Raw genomic sequence first — 20244 nt, 5'->3', positions numbered from 1 at the left:
GGCTCATCAAATAAAAACTTCCCTGGTGTCGGAGGGGTAATGCAGCAGGGAGCAAAAGGAGTATATAGGAATGAAAAAGTTGATTTGGATTCTCGTAAGTGTTTTGATGATTGGCTTTGTTGGGTTTCAATACTATAAATCGAAAACAGTCAGCACGGAGACAACGGCTCAAACTCGAACCGCCGTTGTTCAACAAGGCAAACTCGAAGTGAAGATTAGTGGATCTGGCACCGTTGCACCAGTGACTAGTGAAGACATTAAATCGACGGTCGATAATGATGAAATTGATGAAGTGTTAGTTTCTGCAGGGGATACCGTAAGTGAGGGAGATGAGTTGATTACCTTCACAGATGATAGTGACCCGATTACGGCCCCAGCAGATGGTAAGATTACAATCGTCTCCGTTACTGATGGAGAACGGGTTACAAATGGACAGGTTATCGCTCATCTTACTGATTACGAGGATTTACAAACAGTGGTTCAGGTGGATGAACTAGACATTACTAAGATTAAAAAGAAACAAACCGTTAGTATAACTGTGAGTGCCTATCCTGACACCACTTTTACAGGAAAGGTAACGGATATTGCAGCTGAAGGAACCTCTGCAAACGGAACATCCACTTTTGATGTCACCATTCATATCGATCAACCTAAAAACTTAAAGGTTGGGATGAGTACAGAAGCAAGTATCCTCACCGAAAGTAAGGAAAATGCTCTTTACGTTCCAGTGGATGGGGTGTATACAAGCAATAATGAGAAGTATGTTGTTGTGACTTCCACTTCTACCGATGCTAGTTCTGCAAGCAGTACTAGCCAGCAAAAGACCGTGAAAACGGGCATTTCGACTGATGATTATGTAGAACTTACAGAGGGGGTAACGGCAGGCGAAACGATTCAATTACCTGCGCTTGCAACTAGTAGTTCTTCTAACAATCAAAGCGGCAGGATGCAAGGCGGCATGGGCGGAATGGGAGCAATGACTGGCGGTGGAATGCCTCCAAGTGGTGGTGGACAGGGACAAACTAGCACGAGTGGAAAGGGTGGCAATTAATGAGTACCCCAATTATTGAGATAAAAAATATGATGAAGTCCTATAAACTTGGCGGTGAAACCGTCTATGCTCTCAATGATGTTTCACTAGAAATTCAAAAGGGCGAGTTTCTAGCGATTATTGGCCCATCGGGATCGGGAAAATCGACATTAATGAATATGCTCGGCTGCCTTGACCGACCCAATAAGGGTACCTATCACCTAGATGGCAAAGATATTGGAAAAATGGACGATAACAGCTTGGCGACCATCCGTAATGGTAAGATTGGGTTTATTTTTCAAAACTTTAACTTATTAAATAAGCTCACAGCACTCGAAAATGTAGAATTGCCATTGTTATATGCCGGTGTGCCAACGCGTGAAAGGCGCGAGCGCGCTTTAGACGGATTGGATAAGGTGGGCTTGAAGGATCGTGCCGGACATCTTCCGACCCAACTTTCCGGGGGTCAGCAGCAAAGGGTTGCGATTGCGAGAGCGCTTGTTGGGCAGCCGGCGATTCTCCTCGCCGATGAACCAACAGGAGCACTGGATAGTAAAACGAGCAAGGAGATTCTCTTTTTAATGAAGGAATTGAATGAATTAGGACATACGATTATTTTAATCACTCATGATCTAGAGATAGCGAAACAAGCAAGAAGAATGGTTAGTATTCATGATGGCCAGCTCTTTGAGAATGGGGGTGTACTACTTGGGAATCATGCAATCTATTAAGATGGCCCTTCGGAGTATTCGAAGCAATAAACTCCGGGCTGTCTTGACGATGCTCGGCATCATTATTGGGGTCTCGTCTGTCATTGTGCTGGTGTCGATTGCGCAAGGGTCAGCGAAAAACGTCACAAGTCAAATCAATCAATTGGGAACGAACCTTTTGACCGTTAATACCTATAGTACGGACATTGAATTAACCGAGGATAAAATTAATGAGTTAAGTGATATTGATGGAGTCAAAGCTGTTGCACCGGTTGTTTCGGGGCGTGTTTATGTGAAGAAGGAGCGGACCTCCTCACAGATTACCTTAACAGGAACAAACGCCGCTTATTCAACGGTACGTGATGCGAAGGTTAGTCAAGGTCGCTTTATTACCGATCTGGACGTAGAATACCGCCAAAAGATTGTTGTTCTTGGCTCAGATACCGCTGCGACATTTTTTGGCACAGAGAATCCAATTGGCCAATATATCCAGGTGTCAGGCACCTCGTTTAAAGTTGTCGGGGTATTAGCTTCGAAAGGGAGTTCACTCGGGCAGAGCGGGGATAATGTGGTCATCGTCCCATTAAGCACGGGTCAGCGTTTAGTTGGCAGTACGACAATAAGCACCGTTTATTTGCAAGGCAAAAGCGAAGATCAAATGGATTTCGTCATGAATGAGGTTAAATTGTCACTGGCCAGTATGTATCCCGGCAAAAGTGACTATTATGGCGTAACGAATCAGCAGGATGTGATGGACACGATGAGTTCAGTATCCGACACAATGACGATGATGCTTGGAGGAATTGCAAGTATATCCTTGCTTGTCGGCGGGATCGGCATCATGAATATTATGCTTGTGTCCGTGTCAGAACGGACGAAGGAAATTGGAATCAGAAAAGCGATTGGCGCGAAAAGACGTGATGTGCTCCTGCAATTCTTAATTGAGGCGGTCGTCTTAAGCTCAATGGGTGGATTGATTGGAATTTTATTCGGATTAGGATTAGGAAAGGTTGTCTCATCACTGATGAGTTTAAGCATCGCTTACTCCCCAACCGTGATTCTATCATCGTTCCTATTCTCGCTTGTGGTCGGGGTCGTCTTCGGCGTATTCCCTGCCAACAAGGCATCCAAACTGAATCCGATCCAAGCACTTCGCTACCAATAAACTTGATTTTATTAAAAAATTAGTAGGTCAAAGCGGCAATTTACAAGAGAGTATCTATAAAAATATAACAAAATGAGGAGAATTTATATGAAAAATACGAGAAAAGCCCATTTATGGATTGGTTTAATTTGTTCTATCTTTATCCTAATCGAGTCAATTACGGGTTTGTTAATGAACGAGCCGTGGTTAATCGGTCAGACACAAATGGAAGGAAATCGAGGCAATTTCCAGCCGGGTCAATTTAATCAAGGTGTAGGCCCACAAGGTGCAACCACAAACTCAAGCCAAACAACTGGGCAAACTCAATCGCAGAATCCTGCTAGCAATCAAACTCAGACAAACGGCCAAACTCAAGGACAAACAGGAACAAACGCAACTGGTCAATTCCCTGGACGCATGGGCGCTGGCGGCCCTGGGGGAGAAGGCGGAGCGAGTTCGATCACAAGTATCATTAGAGGTCTTCATGAAGGGAAAATCGGCACGACTAATGTGAAATGGCTGGTCGACCTAGTTGCACTAGCGATGATCTTCCTAACCGGTTCAGGCATTTACCTATCCTTAAAAGTCCTCAAAGCCGATAGAAAGAGAAAAAGTCGTAAAAACGATGGCCAAGTAGCTTAACAGTCAGGGTGTCAGGCACCATGTGAAAAATTCACATGGTGCCTGACACTTTTCTACTTTAACGCAAAATATACGTTTTTTCGTCAAAATGCTATAATAAAAAAGGTAATTGAAATTCTAGCTAAGGGGAAATGAATATGATTCTCGTCGTTGGCGGAGCAGGTTACATTGGTAGCCATCTTGTAAAGGAATTAGTAGAAAAAGAAGAGGTTCTCGTTCTCGATAACTTATCGACTGGTCACCGCGCAGCAGTTGATAGCCGGGCCGTTTTTGTCGAAGGTGATCTTGGCAATGAAGAAGATTTACAAATGATCTTCAAAAGTTATCCCATCAAGGCGGTTATGCACTTTGCTGCCTTTAGTTTGGTAGGGGAGTCTGTTGTGGATCCTTTGAAATATTATCAGAATAACGTGGCGTCCACACTTACCTTGTTAAAAGTGATGATGAAAAACAACGTAAAAAACTTTATTTTCTCTTCCACTGCAGCTACCTATGGAATTCCTGATGTGGAGTTGATTGATGAAACAACTCCAACCAGACCGATTAATCCGTATGGACATTCCAAACTGATGATCGAACAAATCCTATCTGATTTCTCAAAATCCTATGGATTGAACTATGTGGTCTTACGTTACTTTAATGCAGCAGGAGCCCACGAATCAGCAGTAATTGGCGAGAGTCATGACCCAGAAACACATTTAATTCCGATTGTCCTTCAACAACTGTTAGGCCAGCGGGAAAAAGTATCTGTCTTCGGATCCGATTATGATACAGCTGATGGTACTTGTATTCGCGATTATATCCACGTGACTGATTTAGCCAGTGCCCATATCCTCGCACTTGAGGCGTTATTAACAGGGAAGAAATCGGCTGAGGTTTATAATCTTGGCAACGGTCTTGGCTACTCTGTTAAGGAAGTCATTGAAACATGTGAAAAAGTTACCGGTGTGGAGGCAAACGTAGAAATGGCTGACCGCCGTGCCGGAGATCCTGCTATGCTTGTCGCTTCCTCTCAAAAAATTCTTAGCGAACTAGGCTGGAAGGCTGAACGGAATCTGGAACAAATTATTGCAGATGCGTGGAATTGGCATCAGAAACAAACATATTAATTGGCAGCTCTGTCTACATAAGTAGGCAGGGCTTTTTTTATTTTAGTTCCTGGCGGAGCGGCAGTTGTTATAGATTAAATGAAGTGAGAATTTAATGTTCTTGAAGTATTTTTTTATCTTGATTTTTGGCCTAATTTGTAGTTTGATGGTTATTATTTACTAGGTTAAGATAAGGATATAAATTTCGTTAAGGGGTTCTTTTTTATGAAGAAAACGTTGAAGGATATTACATATATTTTGCTAGGATCACTTATTTTTGCGGTAGGTGTCAATTATTTTACGATCCCGAATCATCTATCAGAGGGCGGAATTCTAGGGATTACGATTATTGCTCATTACTTATTTGATTGGTCGCCAGGTGTCGTAAATTTTGTATTGAATGCAGTGTTGCTCGTGGTCGGTTATAAATTTTTTGAAAAAAGAACGTTTGTCTATACGCTGATTTCGATTGCAGCGTGCTCGCTATGTTTATTTTTAACCGAGGATATTGGACATCAATTAACTGAGGATACGTTTTTAGCCTCAATCTTTGCTGGTTTGCTTGTCGGAGCTGGGTTGGGATTGATTTTCCGGACGGGAGGGACCTCGGGAGGATCCACAATATTAGCGAGATTGGCGAACCAATTGCTAGGTTGGAGCATTGGGAAAGGCATGCTAATTATTGATATTTTAGTAGTGGTTGGTTCGATTTTCATCATTGGTTTGGAAAAAGCGATGTATACGCTGTTGATTGTGTTCATCGGAGCGAAGGCGATCGATTTCATTGTCGAAGGACTCGATGAAAAGGTAGCAGTGATGATTATTTCCAATTCTCCTGAACAGGTTTTGGCCAATATCACCAGTCGGATGTCGCGTGGATTAACAGTTCTTGACGGACGAGGCGGTTACACGGGTCAGAACAGAGAAGTCCTTTATATCGTCATCAATAAGCAGGAAATCGTCCAACTGAAAAATATTATTAAGGAAGTAGATGAAAACGCCTATGTCACCGTCCATAATGTCCATGAGATGATCGGGCATGGCTATAAGGCTAGTAAGACGAGTGCCTGACACCCATTGTGGGTGTCAGGCACTATTTATATTTTTTCCACACTTACCCGTCCGGAAAAGAAGGTGGCACCGCCGCCCATATCGGCGATTCGGTCCGGGGTGAGGGAGTTTACTAACTGTTTTGTTGCTGTTTGGTTTGTTGAGTCAGCTGAATCTGCCCACAGCCCTTGTGTAACGACTACTCTAGGAAGAACATGATCTCCGACAGCCGCTTTTAGCTGGCATTCTCCTCGATCGTTCCAGACACGGACCGTATCTCCATCTACAATCCCCGCCGTGAAAGCATCCTTATGATTCATATACACCTTTGGTTCTTTTTCCAAGTTGATGTGCTTTGGATTGTTGGAAAAGGTAGAGTTTAAGAAATTATGATTCGGGCCAGGAACAAACTGATACGGATGATCCCCGTCGTTTACTAATGGTACGTAAGTTGGCAATGGGGGATAGCCATCCTCTTGCATCTTCTGTGAAAATAATTCAATTTTTCCACTAGGGGTTGGCAGGTTCCCAGGAAAAATTGCTTTCACCTTCGCTTTCATGAATTGCTGCTCAACTAAAGCTTCGTAACTAATTCCTTCCAAATAAGGATTGCGCGGATTATCAAGGGCCTGGGAAATCATTTCTGCCTCTGTCTCTTGGAAAAGCGGTTCATCAAAGCCCATTTCCTTTGCGAGTAGCCTGAACACATCGACATTGGATTTTGACTCAGCGAATGGTGCAATAACGGGCTGCTGCAGTTGAATGTAATGATGCCAATACGATGTGTAGATGTCCTTGTTTTCAAAGGAGGATGTCGCTGGTAAAACGATATCCGCGTATTTGGCTGTCTCTGTTAAAAATAAATCATGGACCACGGTAAATAAGTCATCCCGCGCTAACCCATTTCGGACTTTAGTAGACTCAGGTGCGACCACGGCAGGATTCGAACCGTACACATAAAGTGATTTCACAGAAGGGTCTAGTGAAAGTAATGCCTCACCGAGTAAGTTCATGTTAATCACGCGGGTATGTTTATTTTTTAATAAATCCGGTCGTTGCAAGTGAGCCGTATTCGGAGCAAGATAGGCTGAATTTCCTTTGATCGCGCCGCCGCCTTTGACAAGCCACTGTCCAGTGAGGGCAGGAAGGCATGCGACCGTCCGGACGAACATCCCGCCATTGTCGTGATGCTGTGGTCCATTGCCGATACGAATAAAGGATGGTGACGTTTCGCCATATATCCGTGCAAGCTTATAAATATCTTCTACTGGTACACCCGTGATAGTAGAAACCGTGATCGGGTCGTACTGGTCGACATGTTCGCGCAGTTCTTCGTATCCAACGGTATATTTTTGTAAAAAGTCTTGGCTGACCAGGTTTTCAGCAAATAAGATGTGCATCATCCCTAAAGCGAGAGCACTGTCGGTTCCAGGCAATATCGGAATAAACCAATCTGCTAATCTACCAGTTTGATTTTTGTGAACATCGATAACGATGATTTTGGCGCCATTTTGTTTGCGGGCTTTTTGAGCTAACGCGACTTGATGCATGTTAGTGCTCGCTGCATTAATACCCCAAAAAAGGAATAGTTTGGAATGGATCGTATCCTCTGGGTCGATGCCGATACTGCCGCCCATCGTATATTTATAGCCTACCGAACCAGCAGCCGAACAGATGGTTTGATCTAACCGCGATGCACCGAGGCGATGGAAGAATCGGCGGTCCATTCCCTCGGCACTAAGCCTGCCCATGTTTCCATAAAAGCTGTAAGGAAGAATGCTTTCCGGTCCATCGGATTCGATCAACTCTTTCCAACTGGAAGTAATCGTCTGGATGGCTTCCTCCCAGCTGATTTGTTCAAATTTACCCTCGCCTTTCGCGCCTATGCGTTTCAACGGGAATTTTAGGCGGTTTTCATCATAAATCCGTTCCGTCATATTCCGAACTTTGTTACAGATATGACCTTTGGTGACCGGGTGCTCGGGATCGCCTTCCACTTTGATAATCTTCCCGTCTTCCTTATGTAAAAGTAATCCGCACTGATCCGGGCAATCCAGCGAACAAACCGCATGAAAAACACCAGCTCGTTCATCCATAAAAGAAGCCATAGCTTAGTCAATCTCCTTTCGTTCTTAACTTGAATTTCTAAGATTGGTACTATCATAACATCAAATTCTTTGTTATGAACACATCTGGCGAGCTATTTTTATAGGTAATCAAGTCTTATAAACAATGTATCGATTTTGAATAAATGGATATAAAAAGACGGTCACGTAGAAGTTCTATGTGACCGCCTTTTTGGATATACGAGAACCCGAGAGGACAATTTATTATTGCCCAAGCTCTTTGATTTGATTAAGGATATTGGTTATATCTTGTACGCTTTGAAATAATTCTGTATTTTCAAGGACAGAAGGATCGAGTAAGCCATTCTTCATATGTTTTAGATACACGTCAATTCCGGCTGCAAGTTTGTTGTTTTGGTCGACAATTTGCTGGTGTAAATCAACAGCTACGTTTGGGGCTTGAAGTTTATTGAATGCATTTATTTCTTGTTTCATATCTTGGAGCATGTTTTGGAAATCTGCTGCACTTTGCTTATCTCCAACGGCAAGTTGAGCAACAGAGGGTGCTTCATTTGCAAATGCCGTCGCCTTGTCTAAGTAATCCTTTGCATCATTTACATACGTGAGCGTATCTTTCGCATCATTTAGCAGTGAACAACCGCTTAGGAGCAATGCTATAAACGCTGATAATACCAATAACTTCTTTTTCATGTAAGAACCTCCGTTTAAAATTTTTGAGGGAGCTTTTGACCGTTTAACTATCATTAAAATAGGGTTGAAAATTTGTCTCGTTTCTAAGGCATAAGCAGTTTCGTAAGCTAATATCAATAAAAATAGCAGGATCTTCGTTTAGAAGTTCCGCTTATTTATGAAGGGAGCACTTTTACCATTCTTTCTAAAAGTGCTTCATACTAAACGGTGTCAGGCACCACAGCTGATATTTTCATTTTACTTTCCAAAAGAAGTACTGGATAGTATGCACCCATCGTCTTCTCGCACGTAGGATATCCATGAGAAAAATCGGGAGGTTCTACAATGTACCCATATACAAATTACTACGATGCCTTATATAGACAAAATAATAAGTTGATAAAAGAACTAGAAAAGGCAATTAATGGTGAGTACAATGCCATAAATTGTTACGAAAAGTTAGCAAATTTGGCATCCAATGAGAAGGAGAAAAGTCGAATCCTTGAAATTCGTCAAGATGAATCAAAGCATTTTCAACAATTTGAACAGATCTATACAAGGCTGACTGGCCGAAAGCTACAACCGAAAATCAGCGAGGAATGTCCGGGGGTTTATTTAAATGGATTGGAATTTGCGTTACAAGATGAGCAAACAACGGTGGATTTTTACATGGAAGTAGCTGATGGAACTTCGGACCGGACTATAAAAGAGGCATTTCGAAGAGCGGCAGCAGATGAGCAAAATCATGCCGTATGGTTTTTATATTATTTTACTAAAAATAAGTAACCTCTTGCTTCATGCCTTTGGTTGGATTTGATTACTATTTCCATGCAAATAGTAGTTTAGCCTTCAAAAAAAGAAACCCTTGTCTCAAAGGCAAGGGTGTCTTTTCAATGATGCATTCTGTGAGGATTAATCTCCACCGCCGCCGCCGTCTCTACCTGAATCTCCGCCACCACCCGAATCCCCGTCACCGTCGGATTTGCGGTCGTCATCAGTTCTGTCTGAATCACTTTCGTAATAATGTACATGATCATTGCTGTAGGAACTTTTCCTTCCATTTCCTAAACTAGGAAAAATAAAAAAAGCAGCGATTATTGCTAAGGTTCCAAAGAACTCCTGCACTCCAAAAATAAGGTAAATCCCATACACAAGAAGCAATGCACCCACCAGCCATTGAATTACTCTCACCGCGAGACATCCCCCCATATTGAAAATAAGAATTATAAATCCATACAAAATAAATATTACAAACTAAGACTTTTTATACATCTTTTTAGAGAATGGTGTCAGGCACCGATCGTGGACATTTGTCCTTCTTGGATAGACAGTCATTAATACCTAGAATTATATAAATGAGGTGAATTTTGGTGAATTGTGCAGGATTTTTGGAGAGGGTGTCGAAAGGTTTTAGTGGTTACTATTTGCTGTTCCTGTTTTATGGGGAATGCTCTCTTCGGATGACCTCATTTTCTACCTCGATTCCCCACCTGTATTCTATCAATTTACTAAATAAGGAGTGATTGCAATGGTTCGCAGTGTCCGACCTTGGTTTGAAGGCGCAAGGTATCATGTTACCACTAGAGGAATTAGGAAAAGTTCGCTATTTTTCGAAGATGAAGATTTTGAGAAGTACCTAGCTATAGTTCAAGAAACAAGAGAAAGTTACCCATTCATCCTTCACACCTACTGCTTGATGACAAATCATACCCACCTACAGCTCGAAACGATAAAAACCCCTTTGAGTATTATCATGAAAAATCTCAACACCAAATTTGCAAAGTATTTTAATAGAAAGTACGATTTCTCCGGTCATGTATTCGATAAGCGCTATGGTGCCGAGCTCCTCAATTCTCCCGAATATGAGATAGACGTGAGTAAATATATTCACTTAAATCCCCACTCAGCAGGAATGGTGGCAAAACCTGAGGATTACCCTTGGAGCAGCTGCCGAGCCTATGTCTTTGGAGAAAGTATCCCTCTGATTGCCCCAAAAACACTACTTTCATATTTTCCCACCCCACCAATACAACACTATGAAAATTATTTAAAGGCATTACCAACCGACAGGTTCTTTTGGGAAGATGGAAAAATTCACATGATTAAGAGGGAGGAAGAGACATGTGGGCTAAAGTAACGAGTATCGGCTTAAAAGGGATGGAAGGATACCGGGTGCATGTCGAGGTTGGCTCTTATGTAGGGAACGATTCGTTTAAAATTGTTGGATTGCCAGATGCGGCTGTAAAAGAATCAAAGGAGCGAATCATTGCTGCGCTTCGAACCTTAGGTTATCACCTGTCAGGTCAGAAAATCATTATTAATCTATCACCAGCGGATCAAAAAAAGTACGGTTCTATGTTTGATTTTCCGATGGCGATTGCTGTACTGCAAAGTTTGCATGAACTGGAGGTAATCGTCCCCGAGGATACTGGTTTTCTGGGATCATTATCGTTGGATGGATCGATTCAGCCTGTCGAAGGAATGCTGCCTGCTGTACTTGCGGCAAAGAGGCTGGGGATTCAAAAGCTTTATATGCCTTTTGATGAGGGTTTGCCGGTATTAGACCTTAAGCCATTGGAAATCATCTATGTTTCTAGTTTACAGGATGCGATTGGACATCTTTCTGGTCAATGGATTCCTCCTTTTAATAAAAAGCAGGATGATGAGCGGTTCACCAACACTGTTTTTTTGGATATGCAGCAAATTATTGGTCATACAGGAGCGAAACATGCTTTAGAGGTAGCTGCGGCTGGAGAACACCATGTCTTACTGACGGGACCACCAGGTTGTGGGAAAAGTATGTTAGCTGAAAGTTTCCCGTCCATTTTACCAGCATTAACAAAAGAGTCGCTACTTGAGGTAATCAGCTTGTATCAATTGAGTCAAAATTCCTTTTCTCATTCCAATATGCCTCCCTATCGAAATCCGCACCACTCAGCTTCAGGTGTTTCTATAATCGGGGGCGGACAATACCCAAAGCCAGGCGAAATATCGTTAGCACATCATGGTGTTTTGTTTCTCGATGAAATTGGCGAGTTTTCGAAAAAAACATTAGATATGCTGCGCCAGCCATTAGAAAATGGGTTGATCATGATTAGCCGAACCCATGCGACCATTACATATCCGGCGTCGTTTATTTTGATAGCGGCAATGAATCCATGCCCATGTGGCTATGAAGGGTCAAATTCACATTATTGCACCTGTTCGAAGAAGCAGATACTCGCCTATCAAAATAGGCTTTCAGGTCCGCTCAGGGATCGGTTTGATATTAATCTCTCCTTAGGACCCATTAATTTTAATGCAGCTGCGATTGAAACGGCAGGAGAGTCCTCAAAAATTGTCCGGGGGAGAGTGGAGGAAGCAAGGAACAGGCAATATGATCGTTATGGAATGGAGGTTTGCAATAGCAGAATCCCTTACGAAATGCTATTAAGGGCAAGCCCATTGACAGACACACAGCAATCTACATTGCAACGACTCGCTATAAAGAAGAGTTGGAGCAACCGCACACAAATCAAAATCATCCGTATCGCCCGCACCATCTCTGACCTGCAATCAAGCCCTGCCATAACAGATCAAAGTATTTGGGAGGCTGTTCAGTTAAATGAAGTGTGAACAGAGGTCAGTTAGTGACATCAGTTGAATTCATCAGTTGGTGTCAGGTACCATCCGTGGACAAAATCGCTAAAATGTCCGTGTGGGGTGGATCATGGACATCTGATGTTATTTTTTCAGTCTTACCTTGATATTGTTCCAATGGGCCAGGAATATGAATACTAAGATACACAATACAATTGCACAACTTATCCAATCATGGTCGATGATTATTAGAAAAGGAGGAATGAACAGGAATGCACCTAATCCTGAAAAAGTGAAGCTCTTTGTAAAAGGATAGAGTACTAGAAATGCTAAGATAATAACGGAAACAAGCAGTGGTTCAAACATAATTATTCCGCCAATAAAAGTTGAGATCCCTTTCCCTCCCTTAAAGTTCAGGGTAATTGGTTTCAGATGGCCAAAAATGGCCATGCCTAAACCAACAAGTTGAACGGGGTCAGAAAATCCAAAATAGCGAGCCAGCAGAATGACGAGGCCACCTTTTAGAGCATCCCCTAGAAATATCAATACAAAGGCCGTTTTTCCATGAAGGCGTCCTGCGTTCCTCGCCCCTACATTTCCACTCCCATGAAGGCGAATATCCTTACGGTAGAGAGCTTTCGTAACCAGAAATCCAAACATGATACTCCCAATCAAATAGGATAAGACTAGAAAAAAGTAAATCATTTGGCTTCACCTCCTAATAGAATAGATGGTTGTCAGGCACCCTGTGAAAAATTCACAGGGTGCCTGACACCCATCAGCATACCCTTATATAAATAATAACAGGCTTAGGGCCATAACGGCCATACCGCCAATTAACCCGTAAATGGATAAATGTGCTTCATCATACCTCATGGCTGCAGGCAATTATTCGTCCAGATAGTTCATCACATCTGCTCTCCCTTAATGAAATGGATTCTTATTTAAAGAAATGGGACGTAGTGTCAACTACATCCCATTTTTCTATAGGTTTTATCGAGGTATATTGGTGTCAGGCACCACATTATTCCTCGTCTTTTTTCTGCTTCTTCTGAGCCTCTTGAAGGGCGAGTAGGATATCTTGAACGTCGATTTTTCCATCGTTATTTAAGTCTGTTAGAGTATTTTCAGGTGCAGTTGGCTGTGGGGCTATTGGCGTTGGGTTTGGAGCTGCCGGTGCCGCAGCAACTGCTTGCTGTTTCGGTCTAAAGGCAAACGTGAACAACAGAAGAATAATAATGAGCAATCCGGCAACACCATCAACGATGTAGAAGATAGTCGCATAATCGGACCAGAGCGTCTTGCTGCTGCCCATCTTTTTCTCGGAGTTCGCGATATATTGTTTAATTTCGGAATGATTCGGATAAATCCGTTGGACTGCCTCAAATTTTTCTAACGCATGCTTATAGTAGCCGCCCCAGTATAGGTTAAGTCCTTCTTGATAAAGCTTATCCGTATCACTCTTCGCATTTTTTGCGCCCGCTTGGTTGACAAATTCTTTAACGGTATTAACAGGAACGGCAAAATTAAAGCCTTGAACTTCTTGGCCGTTGACTGTGTCGCCCCTAAAGGTGAGCAAGCCAATAATTTCCCCTTTTGCGTTGATGACCGGTCCACCGCTATTCCCATGAGTAGCAGCCGCGTTAATTTGGATGACCGGGCTTCCTTGTTCAGTCTTTTTGGAGGTTGCCGAAATTTGGCCTGCATTCATGGAAGAAACTAACGACGAATCTGGCGATAATAAATCAGAATCGGCCGCAGCAGGATAGCCGCTGACCCAAATATTATCTTGGTTCTGGATATTATCAGAATCTCCAAGCGGTAGAGTCGGCAGGTTTTTCCCTTCAATTTTTAGAACGGCGACATCTTTTCCTTCATTAATAGGAGCACCATAGCTTTTAACCTCGCCATCAAGTACATCCCCACTTGGTAAAATTACTTTTAGAACCTTTTCAATTCCAGTGTATTGTGTATACTGGACCATATACTTGTAGGCTGTTTCATAATCTACCTTAAAATAGTCCGCGATGATCGTTACCAGTTGTTCAAACGCAGCATTGGCAATATCCTCGTCTTCCTGTTGAGTCGCTTCAACGACGTGAGCATTGGTAACGATATAGCCGTTAGAGCTAATAATCGCCCCTGAACCTGAGCCGCCCACTACGGATTGATTTTTTAGCTGTTCCAATATGGCGATGACTTCGGGATCATTGGGATTATTAAATTGCCACTGGACAACAGCATAATCAATGATTCGAACGACTGCCGGTTTGGAGTATTCAGCGAGCTTTTGGGCTTGAGCGATTTTCCCAGCGGCTGGTTTGAGATTGATGAGGAAAATGGAAGCCACCATTACTGCGATGAGTAGCAAGGTGATAGGGATGGTAAAAAGGGCCCTTTTTTTCAAAATATAATTCACTCCTAGGTTGGATATTTTAAAAATTTACTCTGCAATATATTCGCCCTTATGAAAAAAGTAATATTGTACATATAAATTTTTAGATAATTACAAGGCGTCATTGATAGTTGAGGAATTTTAATGACAGAACAGGGAGGATTGTTTTTTCATAAATGTATAATCTTTGGTATCATGTTTAGTGAATGTAAATGATATTGGACTGAAGATATAGTTGGAGGCCTCTATGGACAATCAATTGAAGGTAATGACTGTGTTTGGAACGAGACCGGAAGCAATTAAAATGGCTCCCTTGGTAAAAGAATTAGAGAAATATCCTGATAGAATTAAACCGATTGTGACGGTGACAGCGCAGCACCGCGAGATGCTTGACCAAGTGTTGCATATTTTTGAAATTACGCCTGATTATGACTTAAATATAATGAAGGAACGGCAATCTCTTCTGGATGTTACGACGCGTAGCTTAGAGGGGCTCAATCAAGTTCTTGCCGACGTCAAGCCAGATATTGTGCTGGTCCATGGTGATACGACAACAACATTTGTGGCAAGCTTGGCTGCGTTCTATCACTCGATTCCGATTGGTCATGTGGAGGCCGGACTCCGGACTCATAATAAATATTCCCCGTACCCAGAGGAAATGAACCGCCAGTTGACAGGTGTTTTGGCCGATCTCCATTTCTCGCCAACGGTCCAATCGAAGCAAAACCTTTTGGTGGAAAATAAGAGAGAAAAGGCTATTTATATCACTGGAAATACGGCCATCGATGCGCTAAAAACAACGGTGAGAGCGAATTATTCTCATCCGGTTTTAGACAAACTCGGGAATGACCGGTTAATTCTCATGACGGCCCATCGAAGGGAAAACACGGGAGAACCAATGGAAAATATGTTCCGTGCGATTTGCCGTGTGGTCGAAAAGCATGCCGATGTTCAGGTGGTTTATCCGGTCCATATGAATCCAGTGGTTCGTGAAATTGCCAATCGAGTACTGGGAGAAAACGAGAGAATTCATCTGATTGAGCCTTTAGATGTGATCGATTTCCATAACTTTGCCGCAAGGGCCTATCTGATTTTGACCGATTCAGGCGGTGTACAGGAAGAGGCACCATCTTTGGGTGTACCGGTGCTAGTTTTACGTGATACCACCGAGCGCCCCGAAGGAATTGAAGCGGGTACATTAAAACTGGCTGGAACCAATGAGAAAACCATCTTTCAACTTGCAGATGAGCTGCTGTCAGACCAAGCCGCACATGACCAAATGGCGCACGCCTCCAATCCTTACGGAGATGGGTTCGCCTCCGAGCGAATCGTCAAAGCCATCCTTCACCACTTTGAAAATGGAGAACGCCCAACGGATTTTGGCGAATAGATTGGGGGGAAAGATGTGGTGTCAGGCACCAGCCGTGGACACTTTTAGGGTTTTGTCTGTGTAGGGTGGACGGTTAAGTTGATAATAGAACCTCTTGTCTATTTGAGCAGACAAGAGGTATTTGGTTTGAGTGATGATTATTAAGGGGGAAGTGGATAGATGAAGTTAAATAAGATCCATCATATTGCAGTGATTTGCTCGGATTATGAAAAATCTAAGGATTTTTATGTTCGAATCCTTGGGTTGAAGCCTATTAATGAAGTTTACCGAGAGGAAAGAGATTCCTATAAGTTGGATTTGGAAGTGAATGGTCAATATCAGATTGAGTTGTTTTCCTTTCCGGAACCAGCTGTCCGGCCAAGCTATCCTGAAGCAGCTGGTTTGAGACATCTAGCCTTTGAAGTAGATGATATCGAAGATGCGGTCCAATATTTGACAAGGTTTCAAGTGAATGTGGAGGCCGTGCGTGTGGACCCCGTAACAAACAAGAAATTCACCTTCTTCTCGGACCCGGATGGGCTGCCGCTTGAACTATATGAACGATAATATCTTTTTAAAAAGCGGGTTGCCTCTATGGTTTCCTGCTTTTTTAATCTTTAATCTTATATCAACTTTCTAATTCATAATTCTTCAAAACTCAAACTCTACTTTCCTTAGCTAATACACCCATTACTATTTATTGTATACAAATCCAAAACTTTCTATTTCCTAAAAATTTTGTAAAATTTTAGAGAAATATATTACCAATTGTAGTAAAATGTCTATTAAGATATTAATTTTTTTTACATAAATACTACTATTGGGGGTTGTAAAATGAGCGTTTGTTATGTTCATGATGATGCGGAATCAGTTGGTACCTGTGTAGGCTGTGGGAAATTTATTTGTCATAATTGCAACACAGAGCTTAAGGGTAAAAATTATTGTAAAAAATGTGTAAATGAGTTATTTGATGAAAATAAGAGAAAAATGGAAAAGCTTGAAGATGGTAGCAAAAATAATCAACCAATGGTGTTTATGAATGCTGGTGGCGGAGGCGGTTCCTCAAGTTCATCAAGCGCTGCTAGTGGGGGAGTCGGTGGCTTTGCAGCTAGGTATACTAAAAACAAAACTACAGCGGGGATCTTAGGTATTCTACTCGGTGGTATTGGGGCCCATAAGTTTTACCTCGGCCGACCGGGTATGGGGATTCTTTATTTGTTATTCTGCTGGACATATGTTCCTGCAATTATAGGATTTATAGAAGGTATCCTATACCTTGTTGCAAATCCAGAGGATTTTGCTAGAAAGCATGATAAAGGCTATCAAGTTCCTATTAGTTACTAAAATCATTCCCTTCACTTTCAGTGTCTATCCCCACGTGATTACATGGGGATTAATCTAGTAATGTATGGATTGGAACTCAAATACTAATAAAGGGAAGCTCATTGCGGCTTCCCTTTATTAATTAAATTTATGAGTATTTTAATCCTTGAGGTGAATTGAATTTAGTATGTGCCAAACTTGGATTTACACTTGGGATCCCATATTCGTTAGGAGACCATGACCCATAGCCACTATTAATACCAGGGTTTGGTTGGAACTGTCCGTACATGTTCATATTAGGTCCTGATCCTGGGTAACCTGGCGTGCCCACACCAGGATAGCCTAATCCGCCAACTACACCTGGCCCATAAGGGTTGTATCCCTGAACGGGGCCACCGCTGCCGTATCCTCCGAATCCACCGTATCCTCCGAATCCACCGTATCCAGGGAGGCCGCCATAACCGCCGCCAAACCCATATCCTCCCGGATTAGGTCCATTTCCTAGCGCGGCTCCTCCTAAATAACCTAAGCCAAGCCCAAGCAAGCTAGATCCCAATGATCCAAGATTAAAACCTGAATGTCCGCCGCCATGGTGATGTTGCCCACTGTGCTGTTGTCCGCCGCCATGGTGATGTTGCCCGCCACTGTGATGCTGATGCTGTCCGCCATGATATTGTCTACTATAAATTAGCTGGTTCAATCCACTTTGATAATCTATAGGCATATTATAAGGATTATACATAATATTCTCCTCTCTCCTCACTATCGTATCTATCCTATGCGTCGTATTAATAGACTCTTGGGCAGAAGCCTAGATAATTGGGATTCCTCATAAAGGCATCGCACTTGACAAGAATGGAAACCCAAAACGTATTTTCCACTGTGCGTGGACAAATGGTGCAATTGTCCACGAGCGGTGCCTGACACCATAACTGACACCATAACTCACACCATAACTGACACATAACTGACACCATAAAAGAACCATTAAATATGGCACAATCTAAAAATACGTCTCAAGACCTAGATTTCTTTCCGTTTGAGGTCTATGGCAGGCAGGAGTTTTTTCGTGTATTGTTGAAGTAGTAAATGGAAATAATTTTCTTTTTGGTTTATATTTTGAGGAAATTGAAACATTCCATTGCATTCATTCGTAGGAATATAAAGATGTCTTAACTCAGGAGTCGATTTATTATGAACCCGATTTTGTCGTTTCTTCTTCGCTCATTTGTAGCCGTCCCATTAACAGTGGTAACCTGGCTGGTCTGCTTTTTTCCTTTGGGTCAAGCATTTTGGCCGTCAACGGGCATTGCCATTACCGGGGGGATTCTTACCCATTTAATCCTTTCCATCGTTATGAATAGAAGCTTTTTAAAAAAGCATCAGATATCAAGAAAAGAATATCGATACATTCGGAAAAACCTAATGGAAGCCAAACAGAAAATCAATCGCTTAAATAAAAACCTTTTTACCATTCGTGATATTTCGTCCGTAAAACAAAGACTTGACCTCCTTAGAATTACAAAAAAAATACACAAGATGACAACCAAAGAGCCGAAGCGATTTTACCAGGCTGAGCAGTTTTATTTTTCACATTTAGATTCAATCGTTGAGCTTACTGAGAAATATAGCTTCTTATCCTCCCAGCCGAAAAAGAACATGGAAATGGGCCAATCACTTATTGAAACACGTCATACATTAAATGAACTAACCAAGGTATTGGAAGAGGATTTATATAAAGTGATTTCCGATGATATCGATCACTTGAATTTTGAAATTGATGTCGCAAAGCATACCCTTAATAAGCAAAAGGACGCTAAATTCCCGGAAGAAAATAGGTGGCTAAAATGAACGAAAACAACCCAATCCAACCCAATAAAGCTGGTAACTTATTAGATGATATCCTTGCAGACCCGTTTGGGGATAAACTAGAGCTTTCAAAAAATCCGGTCCAGCACACTAGTGAGGCTAGGCCTGTTAAATTAATTGATGTGATACCAGAAGAACATCGCGCAAAGGCGTATCAGATTGCTGAACAAATCGATCCAACAAACCATCAGTCGATGATTCAATATGGTATCCAAGCCCAAGGTAAGTTATTATCTTTCTCGCATACGATGCTAGAGCATGTGCAGAAACAAGATGTGGGTGAAATCGGGCAAATCATCAGTGATTTAATGAAGAGACTTGATGAAGTGAATCCGGATGATTTGAAGGATGGGAAACCATCCTTATTTGCTCGTATGTTTGGAAAAATTTCAGGTTCGATTCAAGAAGTGCTCTCAAAATATCAAAAAACAGGCGCCCAAATTGACCGAATCAGTGTGAAACTCGATCGCAGCAAAAATGTCCTGATGTCGGATATTAAATTGCTTGAACAGTTGTATGAGACGAATAAGGAATACTTCCATGCCCTTAATGTCTATATTGCCGCTGGGGAGATCAAGCTTGAAGAAATGCAGGAAAAGACAATTCCACAGCTGAAAAAAGCAGCCGAAGTAACCAATGACCAAATGAAATTTCAAGAAGTTAACGATATGATCCAATTTGCGGATCGCTTAGATAAGCGTCTCCATGATTTAAAATTAAGCCGGGAAATTACCATTCAAAGTGCTCCGCAGATTCGCTTGATTCAAAACACGAACCAAGCCCTAGTGGAAAAAATCCAATCATCGATTATGACGGCGATTCCGTTATGGAAAAATCAGGTGGCGATTGCGTTGACGTTAATACGACAGCGTCATGCAGTCGAGGCTCAGAAACAGGTTTCGAAAACAACCAATGAACTCCTTTTGAAAAATGCAGAAATGCTAAAAACCAATACAATCGAGACGGCGAAAGAAAATGAGCGCGGCATCGTTGATATTGAAACCTTAAAGAAAACTCAGGAAAGCCTAATCACGACACTTGAAGAAACAATGCGAATCCAAGAGGAAGGCCGCCATAAGCGCCGCCAAGCCGAACAGGAACTAGCTTCGATGGAAAACGATCTTCGACTGAAATTATTAGAAATAAAAGGGAAATAAATACAAAAGGCCTTCACTGCAACTTCGGTTGTAGTGAGGGCCTTTTTGACTCTTACACATGCGCGAACCATTTCGGTGTCAGGCACCAGAAAATCGAGGCACCGAAAACCAGCTAAACGGGCGCTTCTGCTT

The 20244-nt window shown here is 42.2% G+C and carries 18 protein-coding genes and 3 pseudogenes; 14 read left to right on the top strand and 7 right to left on the bottom strand.

The window, feature by feature from the left end; genetic code table 11:
* The first annotated feature begins 70 nt into the window (after nucleotides 1-70).
* The 6 genes from CCK98_RS28605 (at nucleotide 71) to CCK98_RS28580 (ending at nucleotide 5685) form a co-directional block, all read left to right on the top strand.
* On the top strand, nucleotides 71-1051 hold the full coding sequence (locus tag CCK98_RS28605; protein ID WP_088089698.1) for an efflux RND transporter periplasmic adaptor subunit: 981 nt from the start codon (nucleotides 71-73) through the stop codon (nucleotides 1049-1051).
* A complete protein-coding gene (locus CCK98_RS28600) occupies nucleotides 1051-1761 on the top strand; it encodes an ABC transporter ATP-binding protein (protein ID WP_088089697.1) in 711 nt (236 codons plus the stop codon). The genes CCK98_RS28605 and CCK98_RS28600 overlap by 1 nt, the downstream gene beginning before the upstream one ends.
* Nucleotides 1739-2905: an ABC transporter permease gene (locus tag CCK98_RS28595; RefSeq protein ID WP_088089696.1), complete on the top strand. Its 1167-nt coding sequence runs from the start codon at nucleotides 1739-1741 to the stop codon at nucleotides 2903-2905. Before CCK98_RS28600 ends, CCK98_RS28595 begins: the two co-directional genes overlap by 23 nt.
* 87 nt (nucleotides 2906-2992) lie before the next feature.
* The gene (locus tag CCK98_RS28590) at nucleotides 2993-3526 is read left to right on the top strand and encodes a PepSY-associated TM helix domain-containing protein (protein WP_088089695.1); all 534 of its coding nucleotides are present in this window, start codon (nucleotides 2993-2995) and stop codon (nucleotides 3524-3526) included.
* Between the two features lie 137 nt (nucleotides 3527-3663).
* Nucleotides 3664-4635 carry a UDP-glucose 4-epimerase GalE gene (gene galE, locus CCK98_RS28585; protein WP_088089694.1) on the top strand — a complete coding sequence of 324 codons (972 nt, stop codon included), beginning with the start codon at nucleotides 3664-3666 and terminating at the stop codon, nucleotides 4633-4635.
* Between the two features lie 204 nt (nucleotides 4636-4839).
* Nucleotides 4840-5685, top strand: coding sequence for a YitT family protein (locus tag CCK98_RS28580; RefSeq protein ID WP_088089693.1), 846 nt, complete (start codon nucleotides 4840-4842; stop codon nucleotides 5683-5685).
* 26 nt (nucleotides 5686-5711) lie between these two features.
* Here the strand turns inward: CCK98_RS28580 and CCK98_RS28575 are convergent, their stop codons facing one another.
* A complete protein-coding gene (locus CCK98_RS28575) occupies nucleotides 5712-7772 on the bottom strand; it encodes a molybdopterin oxidoreductase family protein (protein ID WP_088089692.1) in 2061 nt (686 codons plus the stop codon).
* Between the two features lie 222 nt (nucleotides 7773-7994).
* Entirely contained in the window at nucleotides 7995-8441 is a 447-nt protein-coding gene (locus CCK98_RS28570; RefSeq protein ID WP_088089691.1) for a DUF6376 family protein, read from the bottom strand.
* Between the two features lie 324 nt (nucleotides 8442-8765).
* Between CCK98_RS28570 and CCK98_RS28565 the strand changes: the two genes are divergently transcribed.
* A complete protein-coding gene (locus CCK98_RS28565; RefSeq protein WP_088089690.1) occupies nucleotides 8766-9206 on the top strand; it encodes a ferritin family protein in 441 nt (146 codons plus the stop codon).
* A 126-nt stretch (nucleotides 9207-9332) separates the two neighbouring features.
* Here the strand turns inward: CCK98_RS28565 and CCK98_RS28560 are convergent, their stop codons facing one another.
* Nucleotides 9333-9611 (bottom strand): hypothetical protein, encoded by a 279-nt coding sequence (locus CCK98_RS28560; protein WP_088089689.1) that lies wholly within the window; start codon nucleotides 9609-9611, stop codon nucleotides 9333-9335.
* A 337-nt stretch (nucleotides 9612-9948) separates the two neighbouring features.
* Here CCK98_RS28560 and CCK98_RS28555 point away from each other — a divergent pair, with 337 nt between their 5' ends.
* Both CCK98_RS28555 and CCK98_RS28550 read left to right on the top strand, forming a co-directional pair.
* The gene (locus tag CCK98_RS28555; RefSeq protein WP_088089688.1) at nucleotides 9949-10557 is read left to right on the top strand and encodes a transposase; all 609 of its coding nucleotides are present in this window, start codon (nucleotides 9949-9951) and stop codon (nucleotides 10555-10557) included.
* Nucleotides 10542-12035 (top strand): YifB family Mg chelatase-like AAA ATPase, encoded by a 1494-nt coding sequence (locus tag CCK98_RS28550; protein ID WP_088089687.1) that lies wholly within the window; start codon nucleotides 10542-10544, stop codon nucleotides 12033-12035. The genes CCK98_RS28555 and CCK98_RS28550 overlap by 16 nt, the downstream gene beginning before the upstream one ends.
* A 108-nt stretch (nucleotides 12036-12143) precedes the next feature.
* On the opposite strand, the gene CCK98_RS28545 is transcribed toward CCK98_RS28550, so the two are convergent.
* The 3 genes and pseudogenes from CCK98_RS28545 to CCK98_RS28540 all read right to left on the bottom strand — a co-directional run bounded on the left by CCK98_RS28545 (nucleotide 12144) and on the right by CCK98_RS28540 (nucleotide 14406).
* Nucleotides 12144-12704, bottom strand: a complete 561-nt coding sequence (locus CCK98_RS28545) for a glycerol-3-phosphate acyltransferase (protein ID WP_088089686.1) — start codon at nucleotides 12702-12704, stop codon at nucleotides 12144-12146.
* A gap of 84 nt (nucleotides 12705-12788) precedes the next feature.
* Nucleotides 12789-12887, bottom strand: a pseudogene (locus tag CCK98_RS36580) (zinc transporter ZupT); the annotation flags it as partial.
* Nucleotides 12888-13023: 136 nt separating this feature from the next.
* Entirely contained in the window at nucleotides 13024-14406 is a 1383-nt protein-coding gene (locus CCK98_RS28540) for a S1C family serine protease (RefSeq protein WP_088089685.1), read from the bottom strand.
* Between the two features lie 235 nt (nucleotides 14407-14641).
* Between CCK98_RS28540 and wecB the strand changes: the two genes are divergently transcribed.
* The 3 genes and pseudogenes from wecB to CCK98_RS36870 all read left to right on the top strand — a co-directional run.
* A complete protein-coding gene (gene wecB, locus CCK98_RS28535) occupies nucleotides 14642-15784 on the top strand; it encodes a non-hydrolyzing UDP-N-acetylglucosamine 2-epimerase (RefSeq protein WP_088089684.1) in 1143 nt (380 codons plus the stop codon).
* Nucleotides 15785-15943: 159 nt separating this feature from the next.
* Entirely contained in the window at nucleotides 15944-16330 is a 387-nt protein-coding gene (locus CCK98_RS28530) for a VOC family protein (protein ID WP_088089683.1), read from the top strand.
* 552 nt (nucleotides 16331-16882) lie between these two features.
* Nucleotides 16883-17107: pseudogene (locus tag CCK98_RS36870) on the top strand (TM2 domain-containing protein); the annotation flags it as partial.
* A gap of 376 nt (nucleotides 17108-17483) precedes the next feature.
* Here CCK98_RS36870 and CCK98_RS35705 read toward each other — a convergent pair.
* Nucleotides 17484-17567, bottom strand: a pseudogene (locus tag CCK98_RS35705) (spore coat protein); the annotation flags it as partial.
* A gap of 713 nt (nucleotides 17568-18280) precedes the next feature.
* Between CCK98_RS35705 and CCK98_RS28515 the strand changes: the two are divergent.
* Both CCK98_RS28515 and CCK98_RS28510 read left to right on the top strand, forming a co-directional pair.
* On the top strand, nucleotides 18281-18937 hold the full coding sequence (locus CCK98_RS28515; RefSeq protein WP_088089682.1) for a 5-bromo-4-chloroindolyl phosphate hydrolysis family protein: 657 nt from the start codon (nucleotides 18281-18283) through the stop codon (nucleotides 18935-18937).
* Nucleotides 18934-20112, top strand: a complete 1179-nt coding sequence (locus CCK98_RS28510) for a toxic anion resistance protein (RefSeq protein WP_088089681.1) — start codon at nucleotides 18934-18936, stop codon at nucleotides 20110-20112. The genes CCK98_RS28515 and CCK98_RS28510 overlap by 4 nt, the downstream gene beginning before the upstream one ends.
* Nucleotides 20113-20244: the final 132 nt, after the last annotated feature.

This window comes from Bacillus sp. OV166 (assembly GCF_900177675.1).
Lineage (GTDB): Bacteria > Bacillota > Bacilli > Bacillales > Cytobacillaceae > Neobacillus.
The sequence above is the reverse complement of the archived record's forward strand: the minus strand, read 5'-3'. Positions and strand labels throughout refer to the sequence as shown.